Source organism: Pseudomonas sp. RW10S2, from assembly GCF_014268985.1.
Classification (GTDB): Bacteria; Pseudomonadota; Gammaproteobacteria; order Pseudomonadales; family Pseudomonadaceae; genus Aquipseudomonas; species Aquipseudomonas wayambapalatensis.
This window is the reverse complement of record NZ_JABWRO010000102.1, coordinates 1-22869: the sequence shown is the minus strand read 5'-3', so window position 1 is coordinate 22869 and position 22869 is coordinate 1. Positions and strand designations below refer to the sequence as shown.

General features: G+C 64.3%; 23 protein-coding genes. 12 read left to right on the top strand and 11 right to left on the bottom strand.

All coding sequences use genetic code 11. The features are described 5' to 3' along the window. Positions 1 to 63: 63 nt before the first annotated feature. From argB to coaBC, 4 genes are all read right to left on the bottom strand, one after another. A complete protein-coding gene (argB, locus tag HU729_RS19735) occupies positions 64 to 969 on the bottom strand; it encodes an acetylglutamate kinase (RefSeq protein ID WP_063542032.1) in 906 nt (301 codons plus the stop codon). Between the two features lie 30 nt (positions 970 to 999). Then, complete coding sequence (locus HU729_RS19730) at positions 1000 to 2397, bottom strand: phosphomannomutase/phosphoglucomutase (protein ID WP_186711311.1); 1398 nt, start codon at positions 2395 to 2397, stop codon at positions 1000 to 1002. Between the two features lie 103 nt (positions 2398 to 2500). Beyond that, positions 2501 to 2956, bottom strand: coding sequence for a dUTP diphosphatase (gene dut / locus HU729_RS19725; RefSeq protein WP_063542034.1), 456 nt, complete (start codon positions 2954 to 2956; stop codon positions 2501 to 2503). 5 nt (positions 2957 to 2961) lie between these two features. Beyond that, entirely contained in the window at positions 2962 to 4173 is a 1212-nt protein-coding gene (coaBC, locus tag HU729_RS19720; RefSeq protein WP_186711310.1) for a bifunctional phosphopantothenoylcysteine decarboxylase/phosphopantothenate--cysteine ligase CoaBC, read from the bottom strand. 129 nt (positions 4174 to 4302) lie between these two features. On the opposite strand from coaBC, the gene radC reads away from it, so the two are divergent. Beyond that, positions 4303 to 4983: a DNA repair protein RadC gene (radC, locus tag HU729_RS19715; RefSeq protein ID WP_186669915.1), complete on the top strand. Its 681-nt coding sequence runs from the start codon at positions 4303 to 4305 to the stop codon at positions 4981 to 4983. Between the two features lie 86 nt (positions 4984 to 5069). Here the strand turns inward: radC and HU729_RS19710 are convergent, their stop codons facing one another. Next, positions 5070 to 6659 carry an ABC transporter substrate-binding protein gene (locus tag HU729_RS19710; RefSeq protein WP_186711309.1) on the bottom strand — a complete coding sequence of 530 codons (1590 nt, stop codon included), beginning with the start codon at positions 6657 to 6659 and terminating at the stop codon, positions 5070 to 5072. A gap of 368 nt (positions 6660 to 7027) precedes the next feature. Between HU729_RS19710 and rpmB the strand changes: the two genes are divergently transcribed. Both rpmB and rpmG read left to right on the top strand, forming a co-directional pair. Then, on the top strand, positions 7028 to 7264 hold the full coding sequence (gene rpmB / locus HU729_RS19705; protein WP_054894119.1) for a 50S ribosomal protein L28: 237 nt from the start codon (positions 7028 to 7030) through the stop codon (positions 7262 to 7264). Positions 7265 to 7275: 11 nt separating this feature from the next. Further along, the gene (gene rpmG / locus HU729_RS19700; RefSeq protein WP_003253507.1) at positions 7276 to 7431 is read left to right on the top strand and encodes a 50S ribosomal protein L33; all 156 of its coding nucleotides are present in this window, start codon (positions 7276 to 7278) and stop codon (positions 7429 to 7431) included. Between the two features lie 88 nt (positions 7432 to 7519). On the opposite strand, the gene HU729_RS19695 is transcribed toward rpmG, so the two are convergent. Beyond that, positions 7520 to 7720 carry a hypothetical protein gene (locus HU729_RS19695; RefSeq protein ID WP_186669911.1) on the bottom strand — a complete coding sequence of 67 codons (201 nt, stop codon included), beginning with the start codon at positions 7718 to 7720 and terminating at the stop codon, positions 7520 to 7522. A 91-nt stretch (positions 7721 to 7811) separates the two neighbouring features. Continuing rightward, positions 7812 to 8171, bottom strand: a complete 360-nt coding sequence (locus HU729_RS19690) for a cupin domain-containing protein (protein WP_003253509.1) — start codon at positions 8169 to 8171, stop codon at positions 7812 to 7814. 197 nt (positions 8172 to 8368) lie between these two features. Here HU729_RS19690 and HU729_RS19685 point away from each other — a divergent pair, with 197 nt between their 5' ends. Next, entirely contained in the window at positions 8369 to 9862 is a 1494-nt protein-coding gene (locus HU729_RS19685; RefSeq protein WP_054894116.1) for an aldehyde dehydrogenase, read from the top strand. A 127-nt stretch (positions 9863 to 9989) separates the two neighbouring features. Next, on the top strand, positions 9990 to 11129 hold the full coding sequence (locus HU729_RS19680; RefSeq protein ID WP_186711308.1) for an MFS transporter: 1140 nt from the start codon (positions 9990 to 9992) through the stop codon (positions 11127 to 11129). Positions 11130 to 11157: 28 nt separating this feature from the next. Here HU729_RS19680 and HU729_RS19675 read toward each other — a convergent pair whose 3' ends face one another. Together HU729_RS19675 and HU729_RS19670 are read right to left on the bottom strand one after the other, a co-directional pair. After that, entirely contained in the window at positions 11158 to 12717 is a 1560-nt protein-coding gene (locus HU729_RS19675; protein ID WP_186669905.1) for a phospholipase D family protein, read from the bottom strand. Between the two features lie 60 nt (positions 12718 to 12777). Then, on the bottom strand, positions 12778 to 14208 hold the full coding sequence (locus HU729_RS19670; protein ID WP_186711307.1) for a PLP-dependent aminotransferase family protein: 1431 nt from the start codon (positions 14206 to 14208) through the stop codon (positions 12778 to 12780). A gap of 177 nt (positions 14209 to 14385) precedes the next feature. Between HU729_RS19670 and HU729_RS19665 the strand changes: the two genes are divergently transcribed. After that, on the top strand, positions 14386 to 14616 hold the full coding sequence (locus tag HU729_RS19665; protein WP_186711306.1) for a DUF1127 domain-containing protein: 231 nt from the start codon (positions 14386 to 14388) through the stop codon (positions 14614 to 14616). Here HU729_RS19665 and HU729_RS19660 read toward each other — a convergent pair whose 3' ends face one another. After that, entirely contained in the window at positions 14617 to 15909 is a 1293-nt protein-coding gene (locus HU729_RS19660; protein WP_186711305.1) for an FAD-binding oxidoreductase, read from the bottom strand. 128 nt (positions 15910 to 16037) lie between these two features. Between HU729_RS19660 and HU729_RS19655 the strand changes: the two genes are divergently transcribed. Next, positions 16038 to 16388: a YkgJ family cysteine cluster protein gene (locus HU729_RS19655; RefSeq protein ID WP_054894110.1), complete on the top strand. Its 351-nt coding sequence runs from the start codon at positions 16038 to 16040 to the stop codon at positions 16386 to 16388. 4 nt (positions 16389 to 16392) lie between these two features. Here the strand turns inward: HU729_RS19655 and dadR are convergent, their stop codons facing one another. After that, positions 16393 to 16881, bottom strand: a complete 489-nt coding sequence (gene dadR / locus HU729_RS19650; RefSeq protein WP_003258963.1) for a transcriptional regulator DadR — start codon at positions 16879 to 16881, stop codon at positions 16393 to 16395. 155 nt (positions 16882 to 17036) lie between these two features. Here dadR and dadA point away from each other — a divergent pair, with 155 nt between their 5' ends. The 5 genes from dadA (at position 17037) to HU729_RS19625 (ending at position 22794) form a co-directional block, all read left to right on the top strand. Further along, positions 17037 to 18338 carry a D-amino acid dehydrogenase gene (gene dadA, locus HU729_RS19645; protein WP_186669900.1) on the top strand — a complete coding sequence of 434 codons (1302 nt, stop codon included), beginning with the start codon at positions 17037 to 17039 and terminating at the stop codon, positions 18336 to 18338. Positions 18339 to 18469: 131 nt separating this feature from the next. Next, on the top strand, positions 18470 to 19543 hold the full coding sequence (gene alr, locus HU729_RS19640; RefSeq protein ID WP_186711304.1) for an alanine racemase: 1074 nt from the start codon (positions 18470 to 18472) through the stop codon (positions 19541 to 19543). A gap of 109 nt (positions 19544 to 19652) precedes the next feature. After that, the gene (locus HU729_RS19635; protein WP_186669898.1) at positions 19653 to 20201 is read left to right on the top strand and encodes a cupin domain-containing protein; all 549 of its coding nucleotides are present in this window, start codon (positions 19653 to 19655) and stop codon (positions 20199 to 20201) included. A 135-nt stretch (positions 20202 to 20336) separates the two neighbouring features. After that, positions 20337 to 20759 (top strand): c-type cytochrome, encoded by a 423-nt coding sequence (locus HU729_RS19630; RefSeq protein WP_186669897.1) that lies wholly within the window; start codon positions 20337 to 20339, stop codon positions 20757 to 20759. A gap of 166 nt (positions 20760 to 20925) precedes the next feature. Continuing rightward, positions 20926 to 22794, top strand: a complete 1869-nt coding sequence (locus HU729_RS19625; protein WP_186711303.1) for an acetyl-CoA hydrolase/transferase family protein — start codon at positions 20926 to 20928, stop codon at positions 22792 to 22794. Positions 22795 to 22869: the final 75 nt, after the last annotated feature.

Below are 22869 nucleotides of genomic sequence, written 5' to 3'. Positions count from 1 at the left end.
AGTCGGGGCGCCGAACCGCCGCTCCTACGGGGGTTTTGCAGGAGCGGGTCAGCGATCAACGCATCAGTGACGCTTGCGGTTGGTGATCAGGGTGCCCACGCCGCTGTCGGTGAAGATCTCCAGCAGCACCGCGTTCGGCACACGGCCATCGATGATGTGCGAGCTGTTCACGCCACCCTGCACGGCTTCCAGTGCGCACTTGATCTTCGGCAGCATGCCACCGTAGATGGTGCCGTCGGCGATCAGCTCGTTGACCTGCTCGGTGGTCAGGCCGGTGAGGACCTGGCCCTGCTTGTCCATCAGGCCGGCGATGTTGGTCAGCAGCATCAGCTTCTCGGCTTTCAGGGCCTCGGCGACTTTGCCGGCGACCAGGTCGGCGTTGATGTTGTACGACTCACCGTTGGCGCCCACGCCGATTGGCGCGATCACCGGAATGAAGTCGCCCTTGACCAGCATGTTCAGCAGCTCGGTGTTCACGCCCACGACTTCGCCGACATGGCCGATGTCGATGATTTCCGGGGTGGTCATCTCGGGGGTCTGGCGGCTGACGGTGAGCTTCTTGGCGCGGATCAGCTCCGCATCCTTGCCGGTCAGGCCGATGGCGCTGCCGCCGTGGCGGTTGATCAGGTTGACGATATCCTTGTTGACCTGGCCGCCCAGGACCATCTCCACCACGTCCATGGTCGCCGAATCGGTGACGCGCATGCCGTCGATGAAGTGGCTCTCGATCGACAGGCGCTTGAGCAGGTCACCGATCTGCGGGCCGCCGCCGTGCACGACGACCGGGTTGATGCCCACCGCCTTCATCAGCACGATGTCACGGGCAAAGCCGGTCTTGAGCTCTTCGCTCTCCATCGCGTTGCCGCCGTACTTGATCACCAGGGTCTTGCCGACAAAGCGGCGGATGTAGGGCAGCGCTTCGGACAAAACTTCGGCTACATGGGAAGCGGCATCGCGATCGAGGGTCATGCAGGGCTCCAGTGAGGAACAGATAGTCGGTCAGAACGGCAGTTGCAGGCCAGGTTCGGCCCGCAGCAACTGCGTGCGGAATACAGCCTTGATACGGTCGAGTTCTGCCTCGCTGTCGGCCTCGAAGCGCAGCACCAGCACCGGTGTGGTGTTGGAGGCGCGGACCAGGCCCCAGCCGTGTGGGTAGTCGACCCGCACACCATCGATGGTGGTCAGGTTGGCTTCGCCCCAGTCGGCGTCGCGTTGCAGTGCATCAATGATGCTGAATTTACTCTCGTCGGTCACATCGATGTTGATTTCCGGCGTGGAAATATCGTTCGGGAACGCGGCGAACAGGTTTTCGGCATCCTGGTCGGCCTTGCTGAGGATTTCCAGCAGGCGCGCGGCACTGTAGATGCCATCGTCGAAACCGTACCAGCGTTCCTTGATGAAGATGTGTCCGCTCATCTCGCCGGCCAGCAGCGAGCCGGTCAGTTTCATCTTCTTCTTGATCAACGAATGACCGGTCTTCCACATCAGGGCGCGGCCGCCGTGCTGTTCGATCAGCGGCGTCAGGCGACGGGTGCATTTGACGTCGAAGATGATCTCGGCGCCGGGGTTGCGCGACAGCACGTCCTGGGCGAAGAGCATCAGCAGGCGGTCGGGGTAGACGATGCTGCCGGTGTTGGTCACCACGCCAACGCGGTCACCGTCGCCGTCGAAGGCCAGGCCGAGGTCGGCGCCGGTCTCCCTGACCTTGGCGATCAGGTCTTCGAGGTTCTCGGGCTTGCCCGGGTCCGGGTGGTGGTTGGGGAAGTTGCCGTCGACCTCGCAGAACAGCGGGATCACCTCGCAGTTCAGCGCTTCGATCAGTTGCGGGGCGATCACGCCAGCGGCGCCGTTGCCGCAGTCGACCACCACCTTCAGGCGCTTGGCCAGTTTCACGTCACCGACGATCTGCTGGAAGTAGCGCTCGAGGATCTCGACCTTTTCCACACGGCCTTCGCCGCGCGGTACGTCGTTGGTCTTGAGGCGGGTCAGCAGGGCCTGGATCTGTTCATTGGCCAGCGTATCGCCAGCGATGACGATCTTGAAGCCGTTGTAGTCCGACGGGTTGTGGCTGCCGGTGAGCATCACGCCTGAAGTACCGGCCAGCACGTTGGCGGCGTAGTACAGCGCGGGGGTGGGCACCAGGCCGACGTCGCTGACCTGGCAACCGGCATCGACCAGGCCCTGGATCAGTTGCTCGACCAGCATCGGGCCGGACAGGCGGCCGTCACGGCCCACGGAGATTTTCGGCTCGCCCTGGGCTCGGGTCTGGGCACCGATGGCGCGGCCGATCCAGTAGGCGGTTTCGGCGTGCAGTGTCTTGCCGACGATGCCGCGGATGTCATAGGCACGGAAGATGCTGTCCGGCAATGCGGGTACCAGTTGGGCCATGTCGTTCATCTCTGGGGACTCCAAGGGTCAAAGGCTTCTGGGTAAGCGCAAACTGAACGCTTGGACGGTAGATAGCCCCGAGAGTTCGCCGTCCATGGCCCCGACGGTCGGCTCAGCGGGTGCCGGAGTGGCCGAAACCACCGCTGCCACGCTGGGTTTCGTCGAAGGCTTCGACGATGTCGAAATGCGCCTGCACCACCGGTACCAGGATCAGCTGGGCGATGCGCTCGCCGATGCTGATGGTGAACGGGGTGTTGCCGCGGTTCCAGCACGAGACCATCAGCTCGCCCTGGTAGTCCGAGTCGATCAGGCCGACCAGGTTGCCCAGCACCACACCGTGCTTATGGCCAAGGCCCGAGCGTGGCAGGATCATCGCCGCCAGCCCCGGATCGCCGATGTAGATCGACAGGCCAGTGGGGATCAGCAGGGTCTGGCCCGGCTCGAGGACGGTGTCCTCCTTGAGCAGGGCGCGCAGGTCCAGGCCGGCGGAGCCGGGGGTGGCGTATTGCGGCAGGGGGAATTCGGTACCCAGGCGTGGGTCGAGGATCTTGGCTTGAAGAGCGTGCATGGAACTTATTGAACCTGATTGAGCCGTTCGGCGATGAAGGCGACCAGTTGCCGGGCGATCTTGCCCTTGCTGGTCTGCGCGAAGAGGGTCTGGTGCTGCTGGCGGTCGATCACGGTCAGGGCGTTTTCCTCGCTGTTGAAGCCGATGCTGGGGTTGGCCACATCATTGGCGACGATCAGGTCGAGGTTCTTGTCCTTGAGCTTGCGCGTGGCGTAATCGAGCAGGTGCTCGGTCTCGGCAGCGAAACCGACGCTGAACGGGCGGTCGGCGCGGCCAGCGAGGGTGGCAAGGATATCCGGATTGCGCACCATCTGCAGCAGCATGCCGTCGCCAGTCGTAGGGTCTTTCTTGAGCTTTTGCGGGGCGACCACCTCGGGGCGGTAGTCCGCGACTGCTGCCGAGGCGATGAACAGGTCGCACGGCATCGCGGCTTCACAGGCCGCGAGCATGTCCCGCGCGCTCACCACGTCGATGCGGTTGACCCGGTCAGGCGTTGCCAGGTGCACGGGGCCGGTGACGAGGGTCACCCGGGCCCCGGCCTCGGCGGCCGCTTCGGCCAGGGCGAAGCCCATCTTCCCGGAACTATGATTGGTGATGTAGCGCACCGGATCGATGTTCTCTTGGGTGGGGCCGGCGGTGATCAGCACGTGCTTGCCGGTCAGGGCCTGGCGCTTGAAGCTCTCGGCGGCGCACCAGGCAAGGTCGGTGGCTTCGAGCATGCGGCCCAGGCCGACGTCGCCGCAGGCCTGGCTGCCGGAGGCGGGGCCGAACACCTGGATGCCACGACGTTTGAGCAGCTCTAGGTTGTCCTGGGTGGCCGGGTCGCGCCACATGGCCTGGTTCATGGCCGGGGCGACGGCGACGGTGGCGTCGGTGGCCAGTACCAGCGTGGTCAGCAGGTCATCGGCCATGCCCTGGGCCATGCGCGCCATGAGGTCGGCGGTGGCCGGGGCGATCAGCACCAGGTCGGCCCACTTGGCCAGTTCGATATGACCCATCGCAGCCTCGGCGGCGGGGTCGAGCAGGTCCATGTGCACCGGGTGGCCGGAGAGCGCCTGCAGGGTCAGCGGAGTGATGAACTCGGCCCCCCCGCGGGTCATGACGACACGCACCTGCGCGCCGTGTTCCAGGAGTCGGCGAATCAGCTCGGCGCTCTTGTAGGCGGCAATGCCGCCACCCACGCCGAGAACGATGCGCTTGCGATACAGCCGCTGCATAGGCTTGCCTTTTTCCAGTGAAAGCGGGCGGCGACGTTTGAAATTGCCTGCGGCAGAACGTCGCATTTAACGAGGCGAAATAGATTAACACAGGGCTTGAAGGCACCGCAGTACAACGCAAGGAGGGGTATGAACATCAGGGAATGGCCGCTGGACGAGCGGCCGAGGGAGAAGTTGCTGGCGCGTGGGGCGAGCAGTCTGTCGGATGCGGAACTGCTGGCCGTGTTTCTAGGGTCTGGCGTGCGTGGTCGCAATGTCGTGGAGCTGGCGCGGGGGTTGCTGGCGAAGTTCGGCAGCCTGCGTCAGTTGCTTGAGGCCGACCGGGAAGCTTTCCTGGGCGAACTTGGGCTGGGGCCGGTCAGGTACAGCCAGTTACAGGCGGTGTTGGAGATAGGGCGCCGGCACCTGGCGACCACCATCGAGCGAGAATCGGCCATGGACAGTCCGACGGTAGTGCGGCGCTACCTGAAGTCCATGCTGCGGCATGAGAGCAGCGAGGTGTTCGGGTGTCTGTTTCTGGACAACAAGCACAGGCCGCTGGCGTTCGAGATCCTGTTCAGAGGCACGATCAATCGAGCGGTCGTCTATCCTCGCGAGGTCGTGCGTCGAGCCCTGGCGCACAACGCGGCGGCGCTTATCCTGTGCCACAACCACCCGTCGGGCAACAGCGAGCCCAGCCAGGATGACGTGCATTTGACCCGCACCTTGAAGCAAGCACTGGCGCTGATCGATGTGCGCGTGCTCGATCATGTGATCGTCGGCGATGGCGAGCCGTTGTCGATGGTCGAGCAGGGATGGATCGGAGCATAGGAGCAACTGTCTTGCCAAAATCCAAAGGCCAGCCCAATCCCTGTAGGAGCGGGCTTGCCCGCGAAAAGGCCGACACCGAACGTCAGTCAGCGCTCCACCGATACCTTGCTGAAGTCCACCCGCCCGAACGGGCTCACCTGATACCCCTTCACGCGACTGCTGAGCAAGGTCGAGGCTTTCGGATGGGCCAGCGGCAGCCACAGCGCCTGCTGCTGGATCAGCGTCTGTGCCTGCTGGTACAGCCTGCTGCGCACGCTCTGGTCGTTGGTGGTACGCCCGGCATTGATCAACTGGTCGAGACGGCTGTCGCAGAACCGCGCGAAGTTGGTCCCCGACTTGATCGCCGCGCACGAGAATTGCGGGCTGAGGAAGTTGTCCGGGTCGCCGTTGTCACCCGCCCAGCCCATGAACAGCAGGTCGTGCTCGCCGGCCTTGGCGCGGCGGATCAACTCACCCCATTCGATCACGCGGATCTCGGCCTTGATGCCGACTTTCGCCAGGTCGGCCTGGAGCATCTGGGCGCCGAGGCTCGGGTTGGGGTTGAGCAGGCTGCCCGACGGACGGGTCCAGATCGTGGTGCTGAAGCCGTCGGCAAGGCCGGCCTTGGTCAGCAACGCCTTGGCTTTCTTCAGGTCCAGCGCGTAGCCGGGCAGGTCCTTGGCGTAACTCCAGGTGGTGGGCGGGTAGGGGCCGTTGGCGGCGGTGGCGGTGCCTTCGAACACCGCCTTGAGGTAGGCCGGTTTGTCGAAGGCCAGGTTGATCGCCTGGCGCACTTCGGGTTTGTCCAGCGGCGGGTGCTCGCTGTTGATGGCGACGAAGGCGGTCATGAAGGCCGGGGTGGAGGCGACCTTGAGTTTGTCGTTCTGGGCAGCTTCGGCGATGTCCAGCGGCTTGGGCGACAGGGCCACCTGGCATTCGTTGCGCTTGAGCTTCTGCAGGCGCACGTTCGGGTCGGTGGTGATGGCGAACACCAGCGGGTCGACCGCAGGCTTGCCGTCGAAGTAGTCAGGGTTGGCGCGGTAGCGCACCAGGGCGTCCTTCTGGAAGCGCTGGAACACGAACGGGCCGGTGCCGATGGGCTGGCTGTTGAGTTTTTCGGGCGTGCCGTCCTTCATCAGCTTGTCGGCGTACTCGGCCGAGTAGATCGAGGCGAAACCCATGCTCAGGGTGGCCAGGAAGGTCGCGTCGGGGTGGGTGAGGGTAAAGCGCACGCTCTGCGGGTCGGGCGCCTCGATCGACTTGATCAGGCTGCCCAGCTGCAGCGACTGGGCGTGCGGATAACCACCAGGTGCGGTCTTGTGCCAGGCATGGGCGGGGTAGAGCATGCGCTGGAAGCTGAACAGCACGTCGTCGGCATTCAGCTCGCGGGTCGGCTTGAAGTAGTCGGTGCTGTGGAACTTCACGCCATTGCGCAGCGTGAAGTCATAGACCAGGCCGTCTTTGGAGACCGTCCAGCTTTGGGCAAGGCTCGGCACCACCTTGCCCTGGGCGGCGTCGAACTCGACCAGGCGGTTCAACAGCACGTCGGCCGAGGCGTTGGTGGTGGTCAGCGAGTTGTACTGAACCACGTCGAAACCTTCCGGGCTGGCCTCGGTGCACACCGACAGCGGCGCTGCCTGGGCAAGACCTGCGGCGAGCAGGGAAGTGAATAGAACGGAAAGGGCGGCGACGCGCATGGTGGATCCTCGGCTGGTCAGGGGCCCATCTGCCAGTGCAGTCTGGAATAGGAAACGTCCTACCCTAGTGTGCCAGTCGGGAAATGGCCACCTGATTTTTATGCCGTGCGGCGACGAGCGGTCGACAGTGCGCGGGCCTTGTCGCTATGCTGGCCGGGCGCGATCGGCCCGATCGGAATGTGCATCTTCTGTTGTTGTGGCCGACCCTTTCTGGTATAAAGCAGCGCTCTTTTCTAGGGGCTCGGTCTGTCGCTCATTTGAGCCGGTTCGATAAGACCCCCGGAAACACGGCGCCTTGGCGCCATAGACTGAGAGATTAAGCGGCCAACCCATGCCGGGTTGGGCATGTGGTTTTAGAGGGCTGAGGCATGTCGAGAGTCTGTCAAGTTACCGGTAAGGGTCCGGTAACCGGGAACAACATTTCCCACGCAAACAACAAAACCCGTCGTCGTTTCCTGCCGAACCTGCAGCACCACCGTTTCTGGGTTGAATCCGAGAATCGTTTCGTGCGTCTGCGCGTTTCCGCCAAAGGCATGCGTATCATCGACAAGCGCGGCATCGATGCCGTTCTGGTCGACATCCGTAAAGCTGGCGCCAAGGTTTAAGGGAGAACATCATGCGTGAATTGATCCGTCTGGTTTCGAGTGCCGGTACCGGCCACTTCTACACCACCGACAAGAACAAGCGCACCACTCCGGACAAGATCGAGATCAAGAAGTACGATCCGGTCGTTCGCAAGCACGTGGTGTACAAGGAAGCCAAGATCAAGTAATTGATCCGGCAACCAAAAAAACCCGCAACCGAAAGGAAGCGGGTTTTTTTATTGCTGTCTGTTCAGGCTAGTGCGCGCGCCGCAGGTTTCAGCAGTTGCGCAGGCCGGTTATGAAGCCTTCTTCGTCTACATCGATCCTGACCTGGTCGTGCTTGAAGTCCCGCAGGTCTGCACCGGTAACAACCCGGACGGTTGCCAGGCCCGTCAGCTCGAGAACATAGGCGTTCACGCTTTCAACGTAGCGCGAACCGATGACGTGGCGTGCAGGGGCGAGGATGTCGGTAGTCATATGCTGTTCCTTGTCGACTGTCCGGAAGTGGACGCTGCCATCGTTGCAATCCTCGTTCGACGGATGCGGTACTTAATCCTCGCAAGCCCTGTCACTTCTGCTCGAACATCACATAGATCTTGCGGCACGGCTCCAGCACCTCCCAGGTGCCCTTGAAGCCGGCCGGGATGACGAAACGGTCACCGGCCCGCAGGGTCTTGGCGCCGCCGTCCTGGTCGCGCAGCACCGATACGCCCTGGACGATCTCGCAATACTCGTGCTCGGTGTAGTTCACCGTCCACTGGCCGACCTCACCCTCCCAGACGCCTGCGGCAAACTGCCCGCAGGGGCTCGAATAGTGGTTGTAAACCGCCTGGTCCGGCTCGCCCTTGAGGATCTTCTCGGCCGCCGGGCGATAGCGCTCGGCTTCGGTGAGGACCTGGGCGAAGTCGATGATGCTGTCGATGCTCATGCTGGATACCCTGTTGTTGTTTAATAAAATGCACATCAGTAGGCTTTTAAGCCATTCGTGTCAAATATATTGATAGTTTAACCGGCCTGGTTTAGGGTGTCGGATGCCCGTGTGCGCTTGTCGCCCGGCCAGAATTTCTGACAGTGCCCGTGAGTCCTCAATACGGGGCTGCACCTTAACAAGAGGAGGAGTTTCGTATGACCACCCTGACTCGTGCGGATTGGGAACAGCGTGCCCAGCAACTGAAGATCGAAGGCCGTGCCTTCATCAACGGCGAATACACCGACGCCGCCTCCGGCGAAACCTTCGAGTGCCTGAGCCCGGTCGACGGACGTTTCCTGGCCAAGGTTGCCAGTTGTGACCTGGCCGACGCCAACCGCGCCGTGGAAAACGCCCGCGCCACCTTCGACTCCGGCGTCTGGTCGCAACTGGCTCCCGCCAAGCGCAAGGCCAAGCTGATCCGCTTCGCCGACCTGCTGCGCAAGCATGTCGAGGAACTGGCGCTGCTGGAAACCCTGGACATGGGCAAGCCGATCGGCGACTCCTCCACCATCGACATCCCGGGCGCTGCCCAGGCCATCCACTGGACCGCCGAAGCCATCGACAAGGTCTACGACGAGGTCGCACCGACCCCGCATGACCAGCTCGGCCTGGTCACCCGCGAGCCGGTAGGCGTCGTGGGCGCCATCGTCCCTTGGAACTTCCCGCTGCTGATGGCCTGCTGGAAACTCGGCCCGGCGCTGGCCACCGGCAACTCGGTGGTGCTCAAGCCTTCCGAGAAGTCCCCGCTGACCGCCATCCGCATCGCTCAACTGGCCATCGAGGCCGGCATCCCGGCAGGCGTGCTGAACGTGCTGCCTGGCTACGGCCACACCGTCGGCAAGGCCCTGGCCCTGCACATGGATGTCGATACCCTGGTGTTCACTGGTTCGACCAAGATCGCCAAGCAACTGATGGTGTACGCCGGCGAATCGAACATGAAGCGTATCTGGCTGGAAGCCGGTGGCAAGAGCCCGAACATCGTCTTCGCCGACGCCCCCGACCTGCAGGCCGCTGCCGAAGCCGCTGCCAGTGCCATCGCCTTCAACCAGGGCGAGGTCTGCACCGCTGGCTCGCGTCTGCTGGTCGAGCGCTCGATCAAGGACAAGTTCCTGCCGCTGGTGGTCGAGGCCCTCAAGGCCTGGAAGCCCGGCAACCCACTGGATCCGGCTACCACCGTCGGTGCGCTGGTCGATACCCAGCAGATGAATACCGTGCTGTCGTACATCGACGCCGGTCATCAGGACGGCGCCAAGCTGCTCGCGGGCGGCAAGCGCATCCTCGAAGAGACCGGCGGCACCTACGTCGAGCCGACCATCTTCGACGGCGTGACCAACGCCATGAAGATCGCCCAGGAAGAAATTTTCGGCCCGGTGCTGTCGGTGATCGCCTTCGACACCGCCGAAGAAGCCATCGCCATCGCCAACGACACCCCGTATGGCCTGGCAGCCGGCATCTGGACCGCCGATATCTCCAAGGCGCACAAGACTGCCCGCGCCGTGCGTGCCGGCAGTGTATGGGTCAACCAGTACGATGGCGGCGACATGACCGCACCGTTCGGCGGCTTCAAGCAGTCGGGCAACGGCCGTGACAAGTCGCTGCATGCACTGGAGAAATACACCGAGCTGAAGGCGACCTGGATCAAGCTGTAATCCGGTCGTCTTCTTCGCGGGCAAGCCCGCTCCTACAGGCCCAGCGCCGTCCTTGAGAGCGGCGGCGTACCTGTGGGAGCGGGCTTGCCCGCGAATGGGGCTGAACAAATTTGCCTGGGAGGCTGCAATGCGTTGGGGAACCTACTTTGCCGTGCTGGCGTCGGTGCTCAGTGTCGGGCTTGCGCTCGGCGTGAGCACGCCGCTGGTGTCCCTGCGCCTGGAAGGCTGGGGCTACGGTGGGTTCGCCATTGGCGTGATGGCGGCGATGCCGGCAATCGGCGTACTGCTCGGCGCCAGCCTGGCCAGTCGCCTGGCCGGCTGGGTCGGTGTGCCTTCGGCGATGCGCCTGTGCTTGTGGGGCGGTGCGTTGTCCATTGCGCTGGTAGCGGTGCTCCCCAGCTATGCGCTGTGGCTGGCGCTGCGCCTGCTGATCGGCATGTCGCTGACGGTGGTGTTCATCCTCGGCGAAAGCTGGATCAACCAGTTGGTGGTCGAGCAGTGGCGGGGGCGGCTGGTGGCGCTGTATGGCAGCAGCTATGCCCTGAGCCAGCTGGCCGGGCCGCTGGTGCTGGGCTTTCTCGGCTCGGAGGATGATTTCGGTTTCTGGGCCGCCACCGGTCTGCTGCTGGTCGCGCCCTTGCTGTTGCTTGGCCGCGGTGGTGCACCGTCGACCGAGGCGTGCAGCGTGACCTTCCGCGACCTGTTCGCCTTCTGCCGGCGCTTGCCGGTAATCGCCTGGGCCATTGCGTTGTTCGCGGCATTCGAGGCGATGATCCTGACGCTCTTGCCGGTGTACGTATTGCAGCAGGGCTTCACCGCCGAAGTGGCGTTGTTCATGGTCAGTACCGTCGTGGTCGGCGATGCCGTACTGCAGTTGCCGATCGGCGCCCTTGCCGATCGCATGTCCCGGCAAGCCTTGTTCAGTGGCTGTGCTGTGAGTCTGCTGGGTTCGAGTCTGGCGATTCCGCTGCTGCTGCACACCCCGGCGGTGTGGCCGCTGTGGGTACTGTTCGGTGCGAGCGCGGGGGGCTTGTTCACCCTGTCGCTGATCCTGATCGGCGAGCGTTATCGCGATGACGCATTGGTGCGTGCCAACGCCCACGTGGCGCAACTCTGGGGTATCGGTTGTTTGCTCGGGCCTTTGCTGGCCGGGGCAGGGAGCCAGTGGGTCAGTGGGCATGCCTTGCTGTTCCTGATGGCTGCAGGGGCTGCAGGGCTGGTGCTGCTGACCCGGCGTCCCGGCGCGTTCGAGCCGGCGTCTGCCTGAAGGGCGCGGGCCGTTATACGGCCCGCTACTACAGCATCTTCTCCAATCCCACTGCCTTGGCCACCCAGGCATTGAACCGGCGCCATATCCCGCCCGGCTCAGCGGTCAGGGTATGTATCTGGCCATTGTCTTCGGTCACCCAGACCATCTTCCCGTCCACCAGCTTCGGTTGGTAGCTCAACGCCGGCGCCATGCCCTGTTCAGCCAGTGCGCGGGTGTACTCGGCCAGCTCCGGGCTGTCGACCATCACCCCGACCTCGGTGTTCCACAGCACCGAACGCGGGTCGAAATTGAAAGATCCAATGAAGGTCTTGCGCCGGTCGAAGACCATCGCCTTGCTGTGCAGGCTCGAATCGGACTGACCCTTGAAGCTGAGCACGCCGCGCGCGGCGCTGGGGTCTCCGGGCTGGCGACGCAGCTCGAACAGCTCCACGCCATGCTCGAGCAGGGCGCGGCGGTAGGGCGCATAGCCGCCGTGCACGGCCGGCACATCGGTGGCTTCGAGCGAGTTGGTCAGCAGCTTGACCGAGGTGCCGGCGTCGGCGCGGCTGGTGAGGTACAGCAGGCCTGGCTCGCCCGGCACGAAGTAGGCCGACACCAGGATCAGCTCGCGGTGTACGTTCTTCAGGTCGGGCGCCAGTTGCTGGGTCATCAGCAACTGCGGGTCTGGCTCGCCGCGGGCCAGCACCTTGCTCGGCGCATCCCACAGCGCCTGGCTGTGCGCCCAGATCAGCTCGTTGCGCCAGATGTCCAGGCGTGGCTCGCTCTGATAGGCCATCAGTCGGTCGTACAAAGCCTTGCGCTGCACCCTGGCCTGCGCCAGCCAGGTTTCCAGGCGCTGGCGGCTGGCGCGCAGGTCGCTGGCGTCCGGCGTGCTCCACAGGAAGTCGCCGATCGGCCGGCTCAGGGCGCTGTTCCAGTACTGGTCGAAGCTATGCCCGAGCTGCTCGGCCACAGGCCCTACACCCAGCAGGTCGATGTCAGTGAAGTTCAGGTTGGGCTCGGCGTCGAAGTACTCGTCGCCCAGGTTGCGCCCGCCGACGATGGCCATGCTGTTGTCGACCAGGAACAGCTTGTTGTGCATGCGCCGGTGCTGCAGCGACAGGTTGAACAGCCGCCCCATGGCACGCGTCAGGCCGGTGCTGCGGCCCAGGTGCAGCGGGTTGAACACGCGGATCTGGATATGGGGGTGGGCAGCAAGGGTGCCGATCAGGCTGTCCAGGCCATCGCTGGTGGTGTCGTCGAGCAGGATGCGTACCCGCACGCCGCGGTCGGCGGCGCGCAGCAGCTCGTGCACGAGGGCGCGGGTGCTCAGGCCATCGTGGACGATGTAGTACTGCAGGTCGATGCTGGTCTGGGCGTTGCGGATCAGCTCGGCACGGGCGCGGAAGGCTTCGTTGCTGTTGGGCAGCAGGCGAAAGCCGGAGCGCCCCTCATAGGGCGCAGCCTGGCGCTGGACCGAGCGGCCGAACGCCGAGTCGTTGGCCGGCAGCGCCTGGCTCACGTCGCGAGGTGTATCGATGCTGGCGCAGCCGCTCAGGCCGAGCAGCAGCACCAGCAGCAGAGGCAGAACGCGCTGGAGTCTCAAGGGCGAATCGTCCTGTACGACAGGTCACTGGAAGGTTGGACCGCGGAAGGCGCTGCAAAGTTACCCGGCGCCGCTGTCCTGCGCCAGTAGGCGATAGGCAGTTTCACCTACCTTGCGTACCGCCGCCTCGATTTCCGGGGTGGCGCGGGTGGCGAAGTTCATGCGCAGGCAGTGGCGGTACTTGCCCGACGCCGAAAAAATGCTGCCTACGGCAATCTGTACGCCCTGTTCCAGCAGCGCACGGTTCAGTCGCAGGGTGTCGAAGCTCTCGGGCAGTTCCACCCACAGCATGAAGCCGCCCTGGGGCCGGCTGGCGCGGGTGCCGGGCGGGAAGTAGCGGGTCACCCAGTCGCTCATCTGGTCGCGGGCGCGCTGGTACTGCGCCCGGACCCGGCGCAGGTGCGGCTGGTAGTGGCCTTCGGCGATGAAGTCGGCGATCGCCAGTTGGGGCTGGCAGGCGGTGCTGCCGGTGCTGATGTACTTCATGTGCAGCACCCGCTCCAGGTAGCGACCGGGCGCCACCCAGCCGACCCGCAGGCCCGGCGCCAGGGTCTTGGAGAACGAGCTGCAAAGCAGCACGCGGCCATCCTCGTCGAACGATTTGATGGTGCGTGGGCGTGGGTAGGTGTAGGCCAGGTCGCCGTACACATCGTCTTCGAGGATCGCCACGTCGTAGCGCTGGGCCAGGGTCAGCAGGGCCTTCTTGCGCGCCTCGGGCATGATGTAGCCCAGCGGGTTGTTGCAGCTGGGGGTGATCTGGATGAGCTTGATCGGCCACTGCTCCAGCGCCAGTTCCAACGCCTCCAGGCTGATGCCTGTGGTCGGGTCGGTGGGGATCTCCAGCGCCTTCATGCCCAGGCCCTTGAGTGTCTGCATGGCGCCGTGGAAGCTGGGCGAATCCACCGCGACGATGTCGCCCGGCTCGCACACTGCGCGAATGCTGGTCGACAGTGCTTCATGACAGCCGGTGGTCACCACCAGGTCGCCCGGCCCGAGGTTGCAGCCTGAGTCGAGCGTCAGGCGGGCGATCTGTTCGCGCAGGACATCGTTGCCGTGGATGTTGTCGTAGTACAGCCCTGGCATGTCCAGGCGTCGGCTGAGCTGGGCAAGGCTGCGCAGCAGGGGCTTGAGCGTCGGGCTTTCGATGTCGGGCATGCCGCGGCCGAGCTGGATCACGTCCGGGTGGGGGCTGGCGCGTACCAGCTCGAGCACCTGCTCCCACTGGGAGATATCCACAGGGCGTTGGGCGGGGCGGCTGATGGCGGGCAGGGCCGGCAGGCTGCGATTTTCCGTGACGAAGTAGCCGGACTTGGGGCGCGGAGCCACCAGGCCGTTGTCCTCCAGCTGACGATAGGCCTGCTGTACGGTGCTCAGGCTGACGCCGTGCTCAAGGCTCAATGAGCGCACCGACGGCAGGCGTTCGCCAGGACGATACAGGCCTTGTTCGATCCGGGCACCGAGCAATTCGGCGAGGTTCATGTAGAGGGTCACGGCATACTCCTGCACACAGGGGGCAAGGTGAGCGATACAGATTGGCCAAAAATACTGCATTCAGCCGCCGCTTTGCCAATTCTGTATGGAAATAATAACGCTGGGTTGAATCTGTATCGTACATGTCTGCCGAGCGCATGCTTTCTCCAGCTTTCGAGGTAATCAGGAGACATGGCAATGAACGGCTTGAGCGATGTACGGCTGCAACTGTTGGCGGAAGAACTGCGCGCAGGGCAGTGGCCCAAGGTTTCCAGCGCCCCTGTGGGCTTGGGGCGCCTGGGGCTGATGGTGCATCGCTGGCGCTCGCGCAGGGCGCTGCGCGAGTTGAGCGATCAGCAACTGCTGGATATCGGCATCAGCCGCCAGCAGGCCCGGGAGGAAGGGTGCAAGCCATTCTGGCGAGCGTGATCAGAGCAGTTCCTTCAACCGGTACCAGAGCATCCCCAGCGCCAGCAGCGGCGAGCGCAGGTGCTTGCCGCCAGGGAAGGTCGCGTGCGGCACCTTGGCGAACAGGTCGAAGCGCCCCGCCTGCTGGCCGCTGATGGCCTCGCCCAGCAGGCGTCCGGCCAGGTGCGTGGCGTTCAGGCCATGGCCGGAGTAGGCCTGGGCGTAATAGACGTTGGGCTGGCTGGCCAGGCGCCCCACCTGCGGCAGGCGATTGGCGCCGATGCCGATCATGCCGCCCCACTGATAGTCGATGCGCACACCGGCCAGCTGCGGGAACACCTTGAGCATCTTCGGGCCCATGTAGGCGCCAATGTCCTTCGGGTCGCGCCCGGAGTAGTGGCAGGCGCCGCCGAACAGCAGACGGTGATCGGCGGACAGGCGGAAGTAATCCAGTGCCACGCGCTGGTCGCACACGGCCATGTTCTGTGGCAGCAACTGGCGGGCACGTGCTTCGCCCAGGGGTTCGGTGGCGATGATGTAGCTGCCGGCGGGCAGCACCTTGCCGCCCAGTTCGCGGTTGAGGTCGTTGTGGTAGGCGTTGGTGCACAGCACCAGCGTACTGGCGCGCACCCGGCCCCGCGACGTGTGCACCTGAACTTGCGGGCCGTAGTCGATACGGGTTACTGCCGAACCCTCGTGCAGCTTCACGCTCAGGCGCTCGGCGGCGGCCGCTTCGCCCAGAGCCAGGTTGAGTGGGTGCAGGTGGCCCGAGCCCATGTCGACCAGGCCGCCGACGAAGCTGTCGGAGCCGACCACGCTGCGGATCTCGGAGGCCGGCACCACGCGGACCTCGTGGCGGTAGCCCAGGCTGCGCAGTTCTTCGGCGTTTTCAGCGAAACCGTCCAGCTCGGCGGGCTTGTATGCCAGGTCGCAGTAACCCCAGGTCAGGTCGCAGCCGATGGCGTGGCGCTCGATACGTTGACGTGCGATCTCCACGGCCTCCAGGCCCATCAACTTGAGGCTGCGTACGCCATCCTCGCCAAGCACCGGCAGGAACTGCTCGACATCGTGGCCGACACCGCGGATCAACTGCCCGCCATTGCGACCGCTGGCGCCCCAGCCGATCTTGCGGGCTTCGAGCAGGATCACCGAAAAGCCGCGCTCGGCCAGTTCGATGGCGGTATTCAAGCCCGAATATCCACCGCCGACGATGCACACGTCAGCGCTGTGCTCGCCTTCCAGGCTTGGGTAATCCGGTTGCGGCGCGCTGCTGGCGGCATAGTAGGAGGCGGCGTGCTGCGCGCTGTTGATCATCTGGAGAGGCCCTGGGGTCGGTGCGAAGGGGGCGAGGATAAGCCGGGGTTTCGCGGTTGGGCAACCGGGCGAAGGCTTGTTCCACGAATGGCCCTATAATCCTCACAAACCCCGATGACACACCGCCCATGCCCTGCAACCACAAGATCCAGTTCCTGCGCGAACTCATCCCGTCCTTCGAATGCGAGCCGGGCTGCCACGACTGCTGCGGCCCGGTCACCACGTCCAGCGAAGAGATGGCCCGTCTGCCGCGCAAGACCCAGGCCGAGCAGGATGCCGCGCTGGAGCGCCTGGACTGCGTGCACCTCGGTCCGCAAGGCTGCACTGTCTATGAAGAGCGCCCGCTGATCTGCCGCCTGTTCGGCACCACGCCGCGCATGGCCTGCCCCCGTGGTCGTGGTCCGCAGCAGCCGATCGAGCCCGAGGCCGAGCGGCTGATCCATGGCTATATCGCCAGTACCCGCCAGGTGCTGGTCTGACGGTTCAGTCCGGAATCGGCAGGCAGAGGCTCTCCTTGACCTCTTCCATCACGATGTAGCTCTTCGATTCGCGCACATGCGGCAGCTTGAGCAGGATGTCGCCCAACAGCTTGCGGTACGAGGCCATCTCGGAAATGCGCGCCTTCACCAGGTAGTCGAAGTCGCCCGACACCAGATGGCACTCCAGTACATGGGGCAGCTTGAGGACGGCGCGGCGGAACTCTTCGAAGGTATCGCCGGACTTGTAGTCCAGGCTGATCTCGACGAACACCAGCAGGCTACCCTTGAGGTGTTGCGGATTGAGGCGGGCGTTGTAGCCCATGATGATGCCCTCACGTTCCAGGCGGCGGACACGCTCGGTGCAGGGGGTGGTCGACAACCCGACTTTCTCGCCCAGTTCGGTGAAGGAGATACGGCCGTCGTTCTGCAGGATGCGCAGGATGTTGCGGTCGATCTTGTCCAGTTCACGTTTGCTCTGGTGTTGGGTTCTCATAGGGGATGCCCCTCCGTGAAAGGCGTTTTTGCCGAGAATTCTCGCCAAATATAGGTTTTTATATAGTGAAATGCACTGGGCGGAGATTCTTATACTGCGCGCATCCATGCCATTTCAACAAAAGACTGCGGTGTACCGCGTGCGAGGGATAGACGATGCGAGTTCTGGTACTTGGTAGCGGTGTGATCGGAACCGCCAGTGCCTACTACCTGGCCCGGCAAGGTTTCGAAGTGACAGTGGTCGATCGCCAGCCGGCGGTGGCCATGGAAACCAGCTTTGCCAACGCTGGCCAGATCTCGCCCGGCTATGCCTCGCCCTGGGCCGCGCCCGGCGTGCCGCTCAAGGCCATCAAGTGGCTGCTCGAGCGCCACGCACCGCTCGCCATCAAGCTGACCGGTGACGTCGACCAGTACCTGTGGATGGCGCAGATGCTGCGCAACTGCACCGCCAATCGCTATGCGGTGAACAAGGAGCGCATGGTGCGCCTGTCCGAGTACAGCCGCGACTGCCTCGACGAGCTGCGTGCCGAAACCGGTATCGCCTACGAAAGCCGCACCCTGGGCACCACCCAGCTGTTCCGCACCCAGGCCCAGGTCGATGCCGCAGCCAAGGATATCGCGGTGCTCGAGCAGTCCGGCGTGCCCTACGAGCTGCTCGACCGCGACGGCATCGCCCGCGTCGAGCCTGCGCTGGCGGGCGTGAAGGACATCCTTGCTGGCGCCCTGCGCCTGCCCAACGACCAGACCGGCGACTGCCAGCTGTTCACCACCAAGCTGGCCGATATGGCCATCAAGCTGGGCGTCGAGTTCCGTTTCGGCCAGAACATCCAGCGCCTGGACCATGCCGGTGACCGGATCAATGGCGTGTGGATCGACGGCAAGCTGGAAACCGCCGATCGCTACGTGCTGGCGCTGGGCAGCTATTCGCCGCAATTGCTCAAGCCGCTGGGCATCAAGGCACCGGTGTATCCGCTCAAAGGCTACTCGCTGACCGTGCCGATCACCGATGCCGACATGGCGCCGACCTCGACCATTCTCGACGAAACCTACAAAGTCGCCATCACCCGTTTCGACAACCGTATCCGTGTCGGTGGCATGGCTGAAATCGCCGGTTTTGACCTGTCGCTGAACCCGCGTCGACGCGAAACGCTGGAGATGATCGTCAACGACCTTTATCCTCGCGGCGGCGACCTGAGCCAGGCCAGTTTCTGGACCGGCCTGCGCCCGGCCACTCCGGATGGCACCCCGATCGTCGGCGGTACTGCGTTCCGCAACCTGTTCCTGAATACGGGTCACGGCACCCTTGGCTGGACCATGGCTTGCGGTTCCGGTCGCCTGCTGGCCGACCTGATCGCGCGCAAGAAGCCGCAGATCAGTGCCGAAGGTCTGGATATCTCGCGCTATGGCAACAGCCGCGAGAGTGCTGGCCAAGGTAGCCCGGTGTCGGCTCACCAGTAATTTCAGCGCTGGCTTCCTCACGAGCGAGCCCGCTCCCACGGCAGGATGAGGACTTGTGGGAGCGGGTTTGCCCGCGAATAGGCCAGCACCGTTCCTCCGTCATAAACAGATCCACCAGAAGGCTGCCCTCCATGCGCCCCGCCCGTGCCCTGATCGACCTCCAAGCCCTCCGTCACAACTACCGTCTGGCCCGTGAACTGTCCGGTGCCAAGGCCCTTGCCGTGGTCAAGGCCGATGCCTATGGCCACGGTGCGGTACGTTGCGCCCTGGCGCTGGAAACCGAGGCTGACGGTTTCGCCGTTGCCTGCATCGAAGAGGCCCTGGAGCTGCGTGCCGCAGGGATCAAGGCTCCGGTGCTGCTGCTCGAAGGCTTCTTCGAGGCCAGCGAGCTGGCGCTGATCGCCGAGCACGACCTGTGGTGCGTGGTGCACTCGCTGTGGCAGCTCGAAGCGATCGAGCAGACCGCCGTGCGCAAGCCGCTGAACATCTGGCTCAAGCTCGACAGCGGCATGCACCGCGTCGGCCTGCACCCCAAGGACTACCACGAGGCCTACCAGCGTCTGCTGGCCAGCGGCAAGGTCGCGCGCATCGTGCTGATGAGCCACTTCGCCCGCGCCGACGAACTCGATGCCTCGACCACCGAGCAGCAGGTCGCGGTGTTCGAGGCCGCCCGCCAGGGGCTGGCCGCCGAGTGCAGCCTGCGCAACTCCCCCGGCGTGCTGGGCTGGCCGCAGGTGCCGAGCGACTGGGTACGCCCAGGCATCATGCTGTACGGCGCCACGCCGTTCGAGGTCGCGCAGCCCGCAGCTGCGCGCCTGCAACCGGTGATGACCCTGCAATCGCGCATCATCAGCGTGCGCGAACTGCCAACCGGTGAGCCGGTCGGCTACGGTGCCAAGTTCACCAGCCCGCGCCCGACCCGGGTTGGCGTGGTCGCGATGGGTTACGCCGATGGCTACCCACGCCACGCGCCCACTGGCACCCCGGTGTTGGTCGCCGGCAAGCGGACTCAACTGATTGGCCGGGTCTCGATGGACATGCTCTGCGTTGACCTCACCGAAGTGCCCGAGGCGGGTGTCGGCAGCCCGGTCGAACTGTGGGGCAAGCAGGTCCTGGCCAGTGACGTGGCGCAGCAGGCGGGCACCATTCCCTACCAGATCTTCTGCAATCTGCGGCGCGTACCGCTGGATTATTACGGCGAATGAGGCGCTGAAGCGGACAGGCTGGGGTCTTGCGTGTTGTAAATACTGAACGGCATTGCCATGATATCGTTCACATTTGACCCCACCTCGACCGTTTCTGGAGGCGCAAGCTTTGGACGTCGGCGAACGACTGCAAGCCATCCGCAAGCTCAAGGGCCTGTCCCAGCGCGAACTCGCCAAACGGGCGGGCGTAACCAACAGCACCATCTCGATGATCGAGAAGAACAGCGTGAGCCCGTCGATCAGCTCCCTGCGCAAGGTGCTCAGCGGCATTCCCATGTCGATGGTCGAGTTCTTTTCCGTCGAGCTGGCCCCTGAAAGCCCTACCCAGATCGTCTACAAGGCCCACGAGCTGATCGACATTTCCGACGGTGCGGTGACCATGAAGCTGGTCGGCAAATCGCACCCCAACCGTGCCATCGCCTTTCTCAACGAGGTCTATCCACCGGGCGCCGACACGGGGGAGGAGATGCTCACCCACGATGGCGAAGAGACCGGAATCCTGCTCGAAGGCCGCCTGGAACTCGTGGTCGGGGCGGAGACCTTCATCCTCGAAGCGGGCGACAGCTACTACTTCGAGAGCACCCGCCCGCACCGCTTCCGCAACCCTTTCGAAGAACCTGCCCGCCTGATCAGTGCTGCCACGCCTTCGAACTTTTGATCCAGCGCAGCGTATTGTTTCGCCAATACCCCTTTCCTGTGTGGGGTCGTTTCACGCCTTCCGGGTAGCCGCTATACTTTTCAACGCTCGCCAACCGTGGCCGCGGGCGTGATTAGCCACCATGAGGGTGTACGCGTGAACCAAATCAAGAAGATGCTGGCCGTACCAGCAGCCGTATTCGCCCTCTGGGCACTCAATGCAACCGCTGCGACCAATGACGACATCGCCAAGCGCCTGGAACCGGTGGGGCAGGTGTGCGTCCAGGGCCAGGAGTGCAAGGGCATGGAAGTGGCCGTATCGGCCGGTGGCGGTGGCGCCAAGACGCCCGATGAAATCATCGCCAAGCACTGCAATGCCTGTCATGGCACGGGCCTGCTGAACGCGCCGAAAATCGGCGACACGGCCGCCTGGAAAGAGCGCGCCGATCACCAGGGCGGCCTCGACGGCATCCTGGCCAAGGCCATTACTGGCATCAACGCCATGCCGCCCAAGGGGACCTGTGCGGATTGCTCGGACGACGAGCTCAAGGGTGCGATCAAGAAAATGTCGGGGCTGTAGGCCGGACCGGATTTGCGCAAAGCCCGCCATCGATGGCGGGCTTTGCATTTGCGGGGGAATCTGCCCGTAGGAGCGGGCTTGCCCGCGAAAGCGCCGGCCCGCTCAGCAAATCAGCTAGGGTAATGGTCACAGCCTGTACGCCCCGAAAAAGCCACAGGAGCCCCCCATGCCCCACCGCTGCTCGATCGACCAGGCCGTCGACCAGGTCCTGGCCCGTCTCCCCGCCCATATCCACATGGGCCTGCCCCTTGGCCTGGGCAAACCCAATGCCTTCGTCAACGCCCTCTATGCGCGCATCCGAGACCTGCCCGAGCGCCGCCTGACGATCTACACCGCCCTCAGCCTGGGCCGACCGCCGCTGGGTGACGGCCTGCAGCGGCGTTTCCTCGAACCCTTCGTCGAGCGCGTGTTCGCCGACTACGAAGAGCTCGACTACCTCGCCGACCTGCGCAACGACACCCTCCCGGCCAACATCCGTGTCGAGCAGTTCTTCATGCAGCCCGGTTCGCTGCTGCACAGCGAGACCGCCCAGCAGGACTACGTCAGTAGCAACTACAGCCACGCTGCGCGCGATATCAACGCCAAGGGCCTGAACCTCATCGCCCAGATCGTCGCCGCCACGCCCGAGCGTCCGGATCACCTGAGCCTGGCCTGCAACCCCGATATCACCCTCGACCTGCTGCCGATGATCGCCAAGCGCCGCGCCGCCGGCGAAACCATCCTGCTGCTTGGCCAGGTGCATGTCGAACTGCCCTACATGCCGGGCGACGCCGAGCTTGCGGCCCAGGATTTCGACCTGCTGATCGACACTCCCGAGCAGCGTCGGCTGTTTTCCACGCCGAACATGCCGGTCACCCTCCAGGATCATTGCATCGGCCTGCACGCCAGCACCCTGGTGCGCGATGGTGGCACCCTGCAGATCGGCATCGGCGCCATGGGCGATGCCGTGGCTGCTGCGTTGCTCGCGCGTCAGGGCGACAACGACAGCTACCGCGCGCTGCTCGAAGACCTGGACCTGAACCCCTGGAAAACGCTGATCGAGCGTGAGGGTGGTATGGATGCCTTTGCTCAGGGGCTCTACGGCTGCAGCGAGATGTTCGTCAACGGCCTGCTGGCGCTGGCCGAAGCGGGCGTGGTGCGGCGTCCGGCCGACGAGCAGGGCGTGCTGGTGCATGGCGGATTCTTCCTCGGTAGCGCGGATTTCTACCGGCGCTTGCGGCAGATGCCTCTTGAACAGCGCAAGCGCTTCGCCATGACCGCCATCAGCTTCATCAACGAGCTGTATGGCGACGAAGCGCTCAAACGTCGCCAGCGCCGCGATGCGCGCTTCGTCAACACGGTGTTCGGCATGACCCTGCTCGGCGCCGGGGTGGCCGATCAACTGGAGGATGGCCGGGTACTCAGCGGCGTGGGCGGGCAGTACAACTTCGTCGCCCAGGGCCATGCGCTGGAGGGCGCGCGTTCGATCCTGCTTCTGCGCAGCTGGCGCGAGGCGGGTGGCGAGGTGACGTCGAATGTGTTCTGGCAGTACGGCCATTGCACCATTCCCCGACACCTGCGCGACATCGTGATCACCGAATACGGCATCGCCGACCTGCGTGGGCAGACCGACAGCGAGGTGATCGCACGGCTGCTGGCGATCAGCGACTCACGTTTCCAGAAGCCTTTGATGGAGCAGGCCAAGCAGGCCGGCAAGCTGGCGCGGGACTTTGAGCTATCGGCACGTTTCACCGACAACACGCCCGAGCGCCTGGAGGCGGTCAAGGCGCGGCATGCGGGGTTGTTCCCCGAGTATCCGCTGGGCAGCGACTTCACGCCTGAGGAGCAGGACCTGCTGCGGGCGCTGAACTGGCTCAAGAGCAAGTTCAAGCTGAGCGAGGTGCTGGAGTTGGGCAAGGCTGCGCTGGATGCGCCAGAACCTCAGGCCTATCCGGCGCATCTGCTGCGGATGGGGCTGAGTGAACCGCAGGGGCTGAAGGAGGAGCTGTACCAGCGGTTGCTGCTGGCGGGGTTGCAGGCGAGTCAAAAAAGCTAGGAGCAAACGAGGCCCCGTGGGGCAACGGTTTTCGTACTGTCAGTGCCGACCTCTTCGCGGGCAAGTCGCAGCGGC

What these genes read in the sequence shown, in the direction of transcription:
- HU729_RS19710 (WP_186711309.1), bottom strand. Translation starts at nt 6,659, where the DNA reads ATGCGCGTCGCCGCCCTTTCCGTTCTATTCACTTCCCTGCTCGCCGCA.
- HU729_RS19685 (WP_054894116.1), top strand. Translation starts at nt 8,369, where the DNA reads ATGACCACCCTGACTCGTGCGGATTGGGAACAGCGTGCCCAGCAACTG.
- dut (WP_063542034.1), bottom strand. Translation starts at nt 2,956, where the DNA reads ATGCACGCTCTTCAAGCCAAGATCCTCGACCCACGCCTGGGTACCGAA.
- rpmB (WP_054894119.1), top strand. Translation starts at nt 7,028, where the DNA reads ATGTCGAGAGTCTGTCAAGTTACCGGTAAGGGTCCGGTAACCGGGAAC.
- HU729_RS19655 (WP_054894110.1), top strand. Translation starts at nt 16,038, where the DNA reads ATGCCCTGCAACCACAAGATCCAGTTCCTGCGCGAACTCATCCCGTCC.
- HU729_RS19695 (WP_186669911.1), bottom strand. Translation starts at nt 7,720, where the DNA reads ATGACTACCGACATCCTCGCCCCTGCACGCCACGTCATCGGTTCGCGC.
- HU729_RS19665 (WP_186711306.1), top strand. Translation starts at nt 14,386, where the DNA reads ATGAACGGCTTGAGCGATGTACGGCTGCAACTGTTGGCGGAAGAACTG.
- coaBC (WP_186711310.1), bottom strand. Translation starts at nt 4,173, where the DNA reads ATGCAGCGGCTGTATCGCAAGCGCATCGTTCTCGGCGTGGGTGGCGGC.
- HU729_RS19625 (WP_186711303.1), top strand. Translation starts at nt 20,926, where the DNA reads ATGCCCCACCGCTGCTCGATCGACCAGGCCGTCGACCAGGTCCTGGCC.
- alr (WP_186711304.1), top strand. Translation starts at nt 18,470, where the DNA reads ATGCGCCCCGCCCGTGCCCTGATCGACCTCCAAGCCCTCCGTCACAAC.
- radC (WP_186669915.1), top strand. Translation starts at nt 4,303, where the DNA reads ATGAACATCAGGGAATGGCCGCTGGACGAGCGGCCGAGGGAGAAGTTG.
- dadA (WP_186669900.1), top strand. Translation starts at nt 17,037, where the DNA reads ATGCGAGTTCTGGTACTTGGTAGCGGTGTGATCGGAACCGCCAGTGCC.
- rpmG (WP_003253507.1), top strand. Translation starts at nt 7,276, where the DNA reads ATGCGTGAATTGATCCGTCTGGTTTCGAGTGCCGGTACCGGCCACTTC.
- HU729_RS19680 (WP_186711308.1), top strand. Translation starts at nt 9,990, where the DNA reads ATGCGTTGGGGAACCTACTTTGCCGTGCTGGCGTCGGTGCTCAGTGTC.
- HU729_RS19660 (WP_186711305.1), bottom strand. Translation starts at nt 15,909, where the DNA reads ATGATCAACAGCGCGCAGCACGCCGCCTCCTACTATGCCGCCAGCAGC.
- argB (WP_063542032.1), bottom strand. Translation starts at nt 969, where the DNA reads ATGACCCTCGATCGCGATGCCGCTTCCCATGTAGCCGAAGTTTTGTCC.
- HU729_RS19730 (WP_186711311.1), bottom strand. Translation starts at nt 2,397, where the DNA reads ATGAACGACATGGCCCAACTGGTACCCGCATTGCCGGACAGCATCTTC.
- dadR (WP_003258963.1), bottom strand. Translation starts at nt 16,881, where the DNA reads ATGAGAACCCAACACCAGAGCAAACGTGAACTGGACAAGATCGACCGC.
- HU729_RS19690 (WP_003253509.1), bottom strand. Translation starts at nt 8,171, where the DNA reads ATGAGCATCGACAGCATCATCGACTTCGCCCAGGTCCTCACCGAAGCC.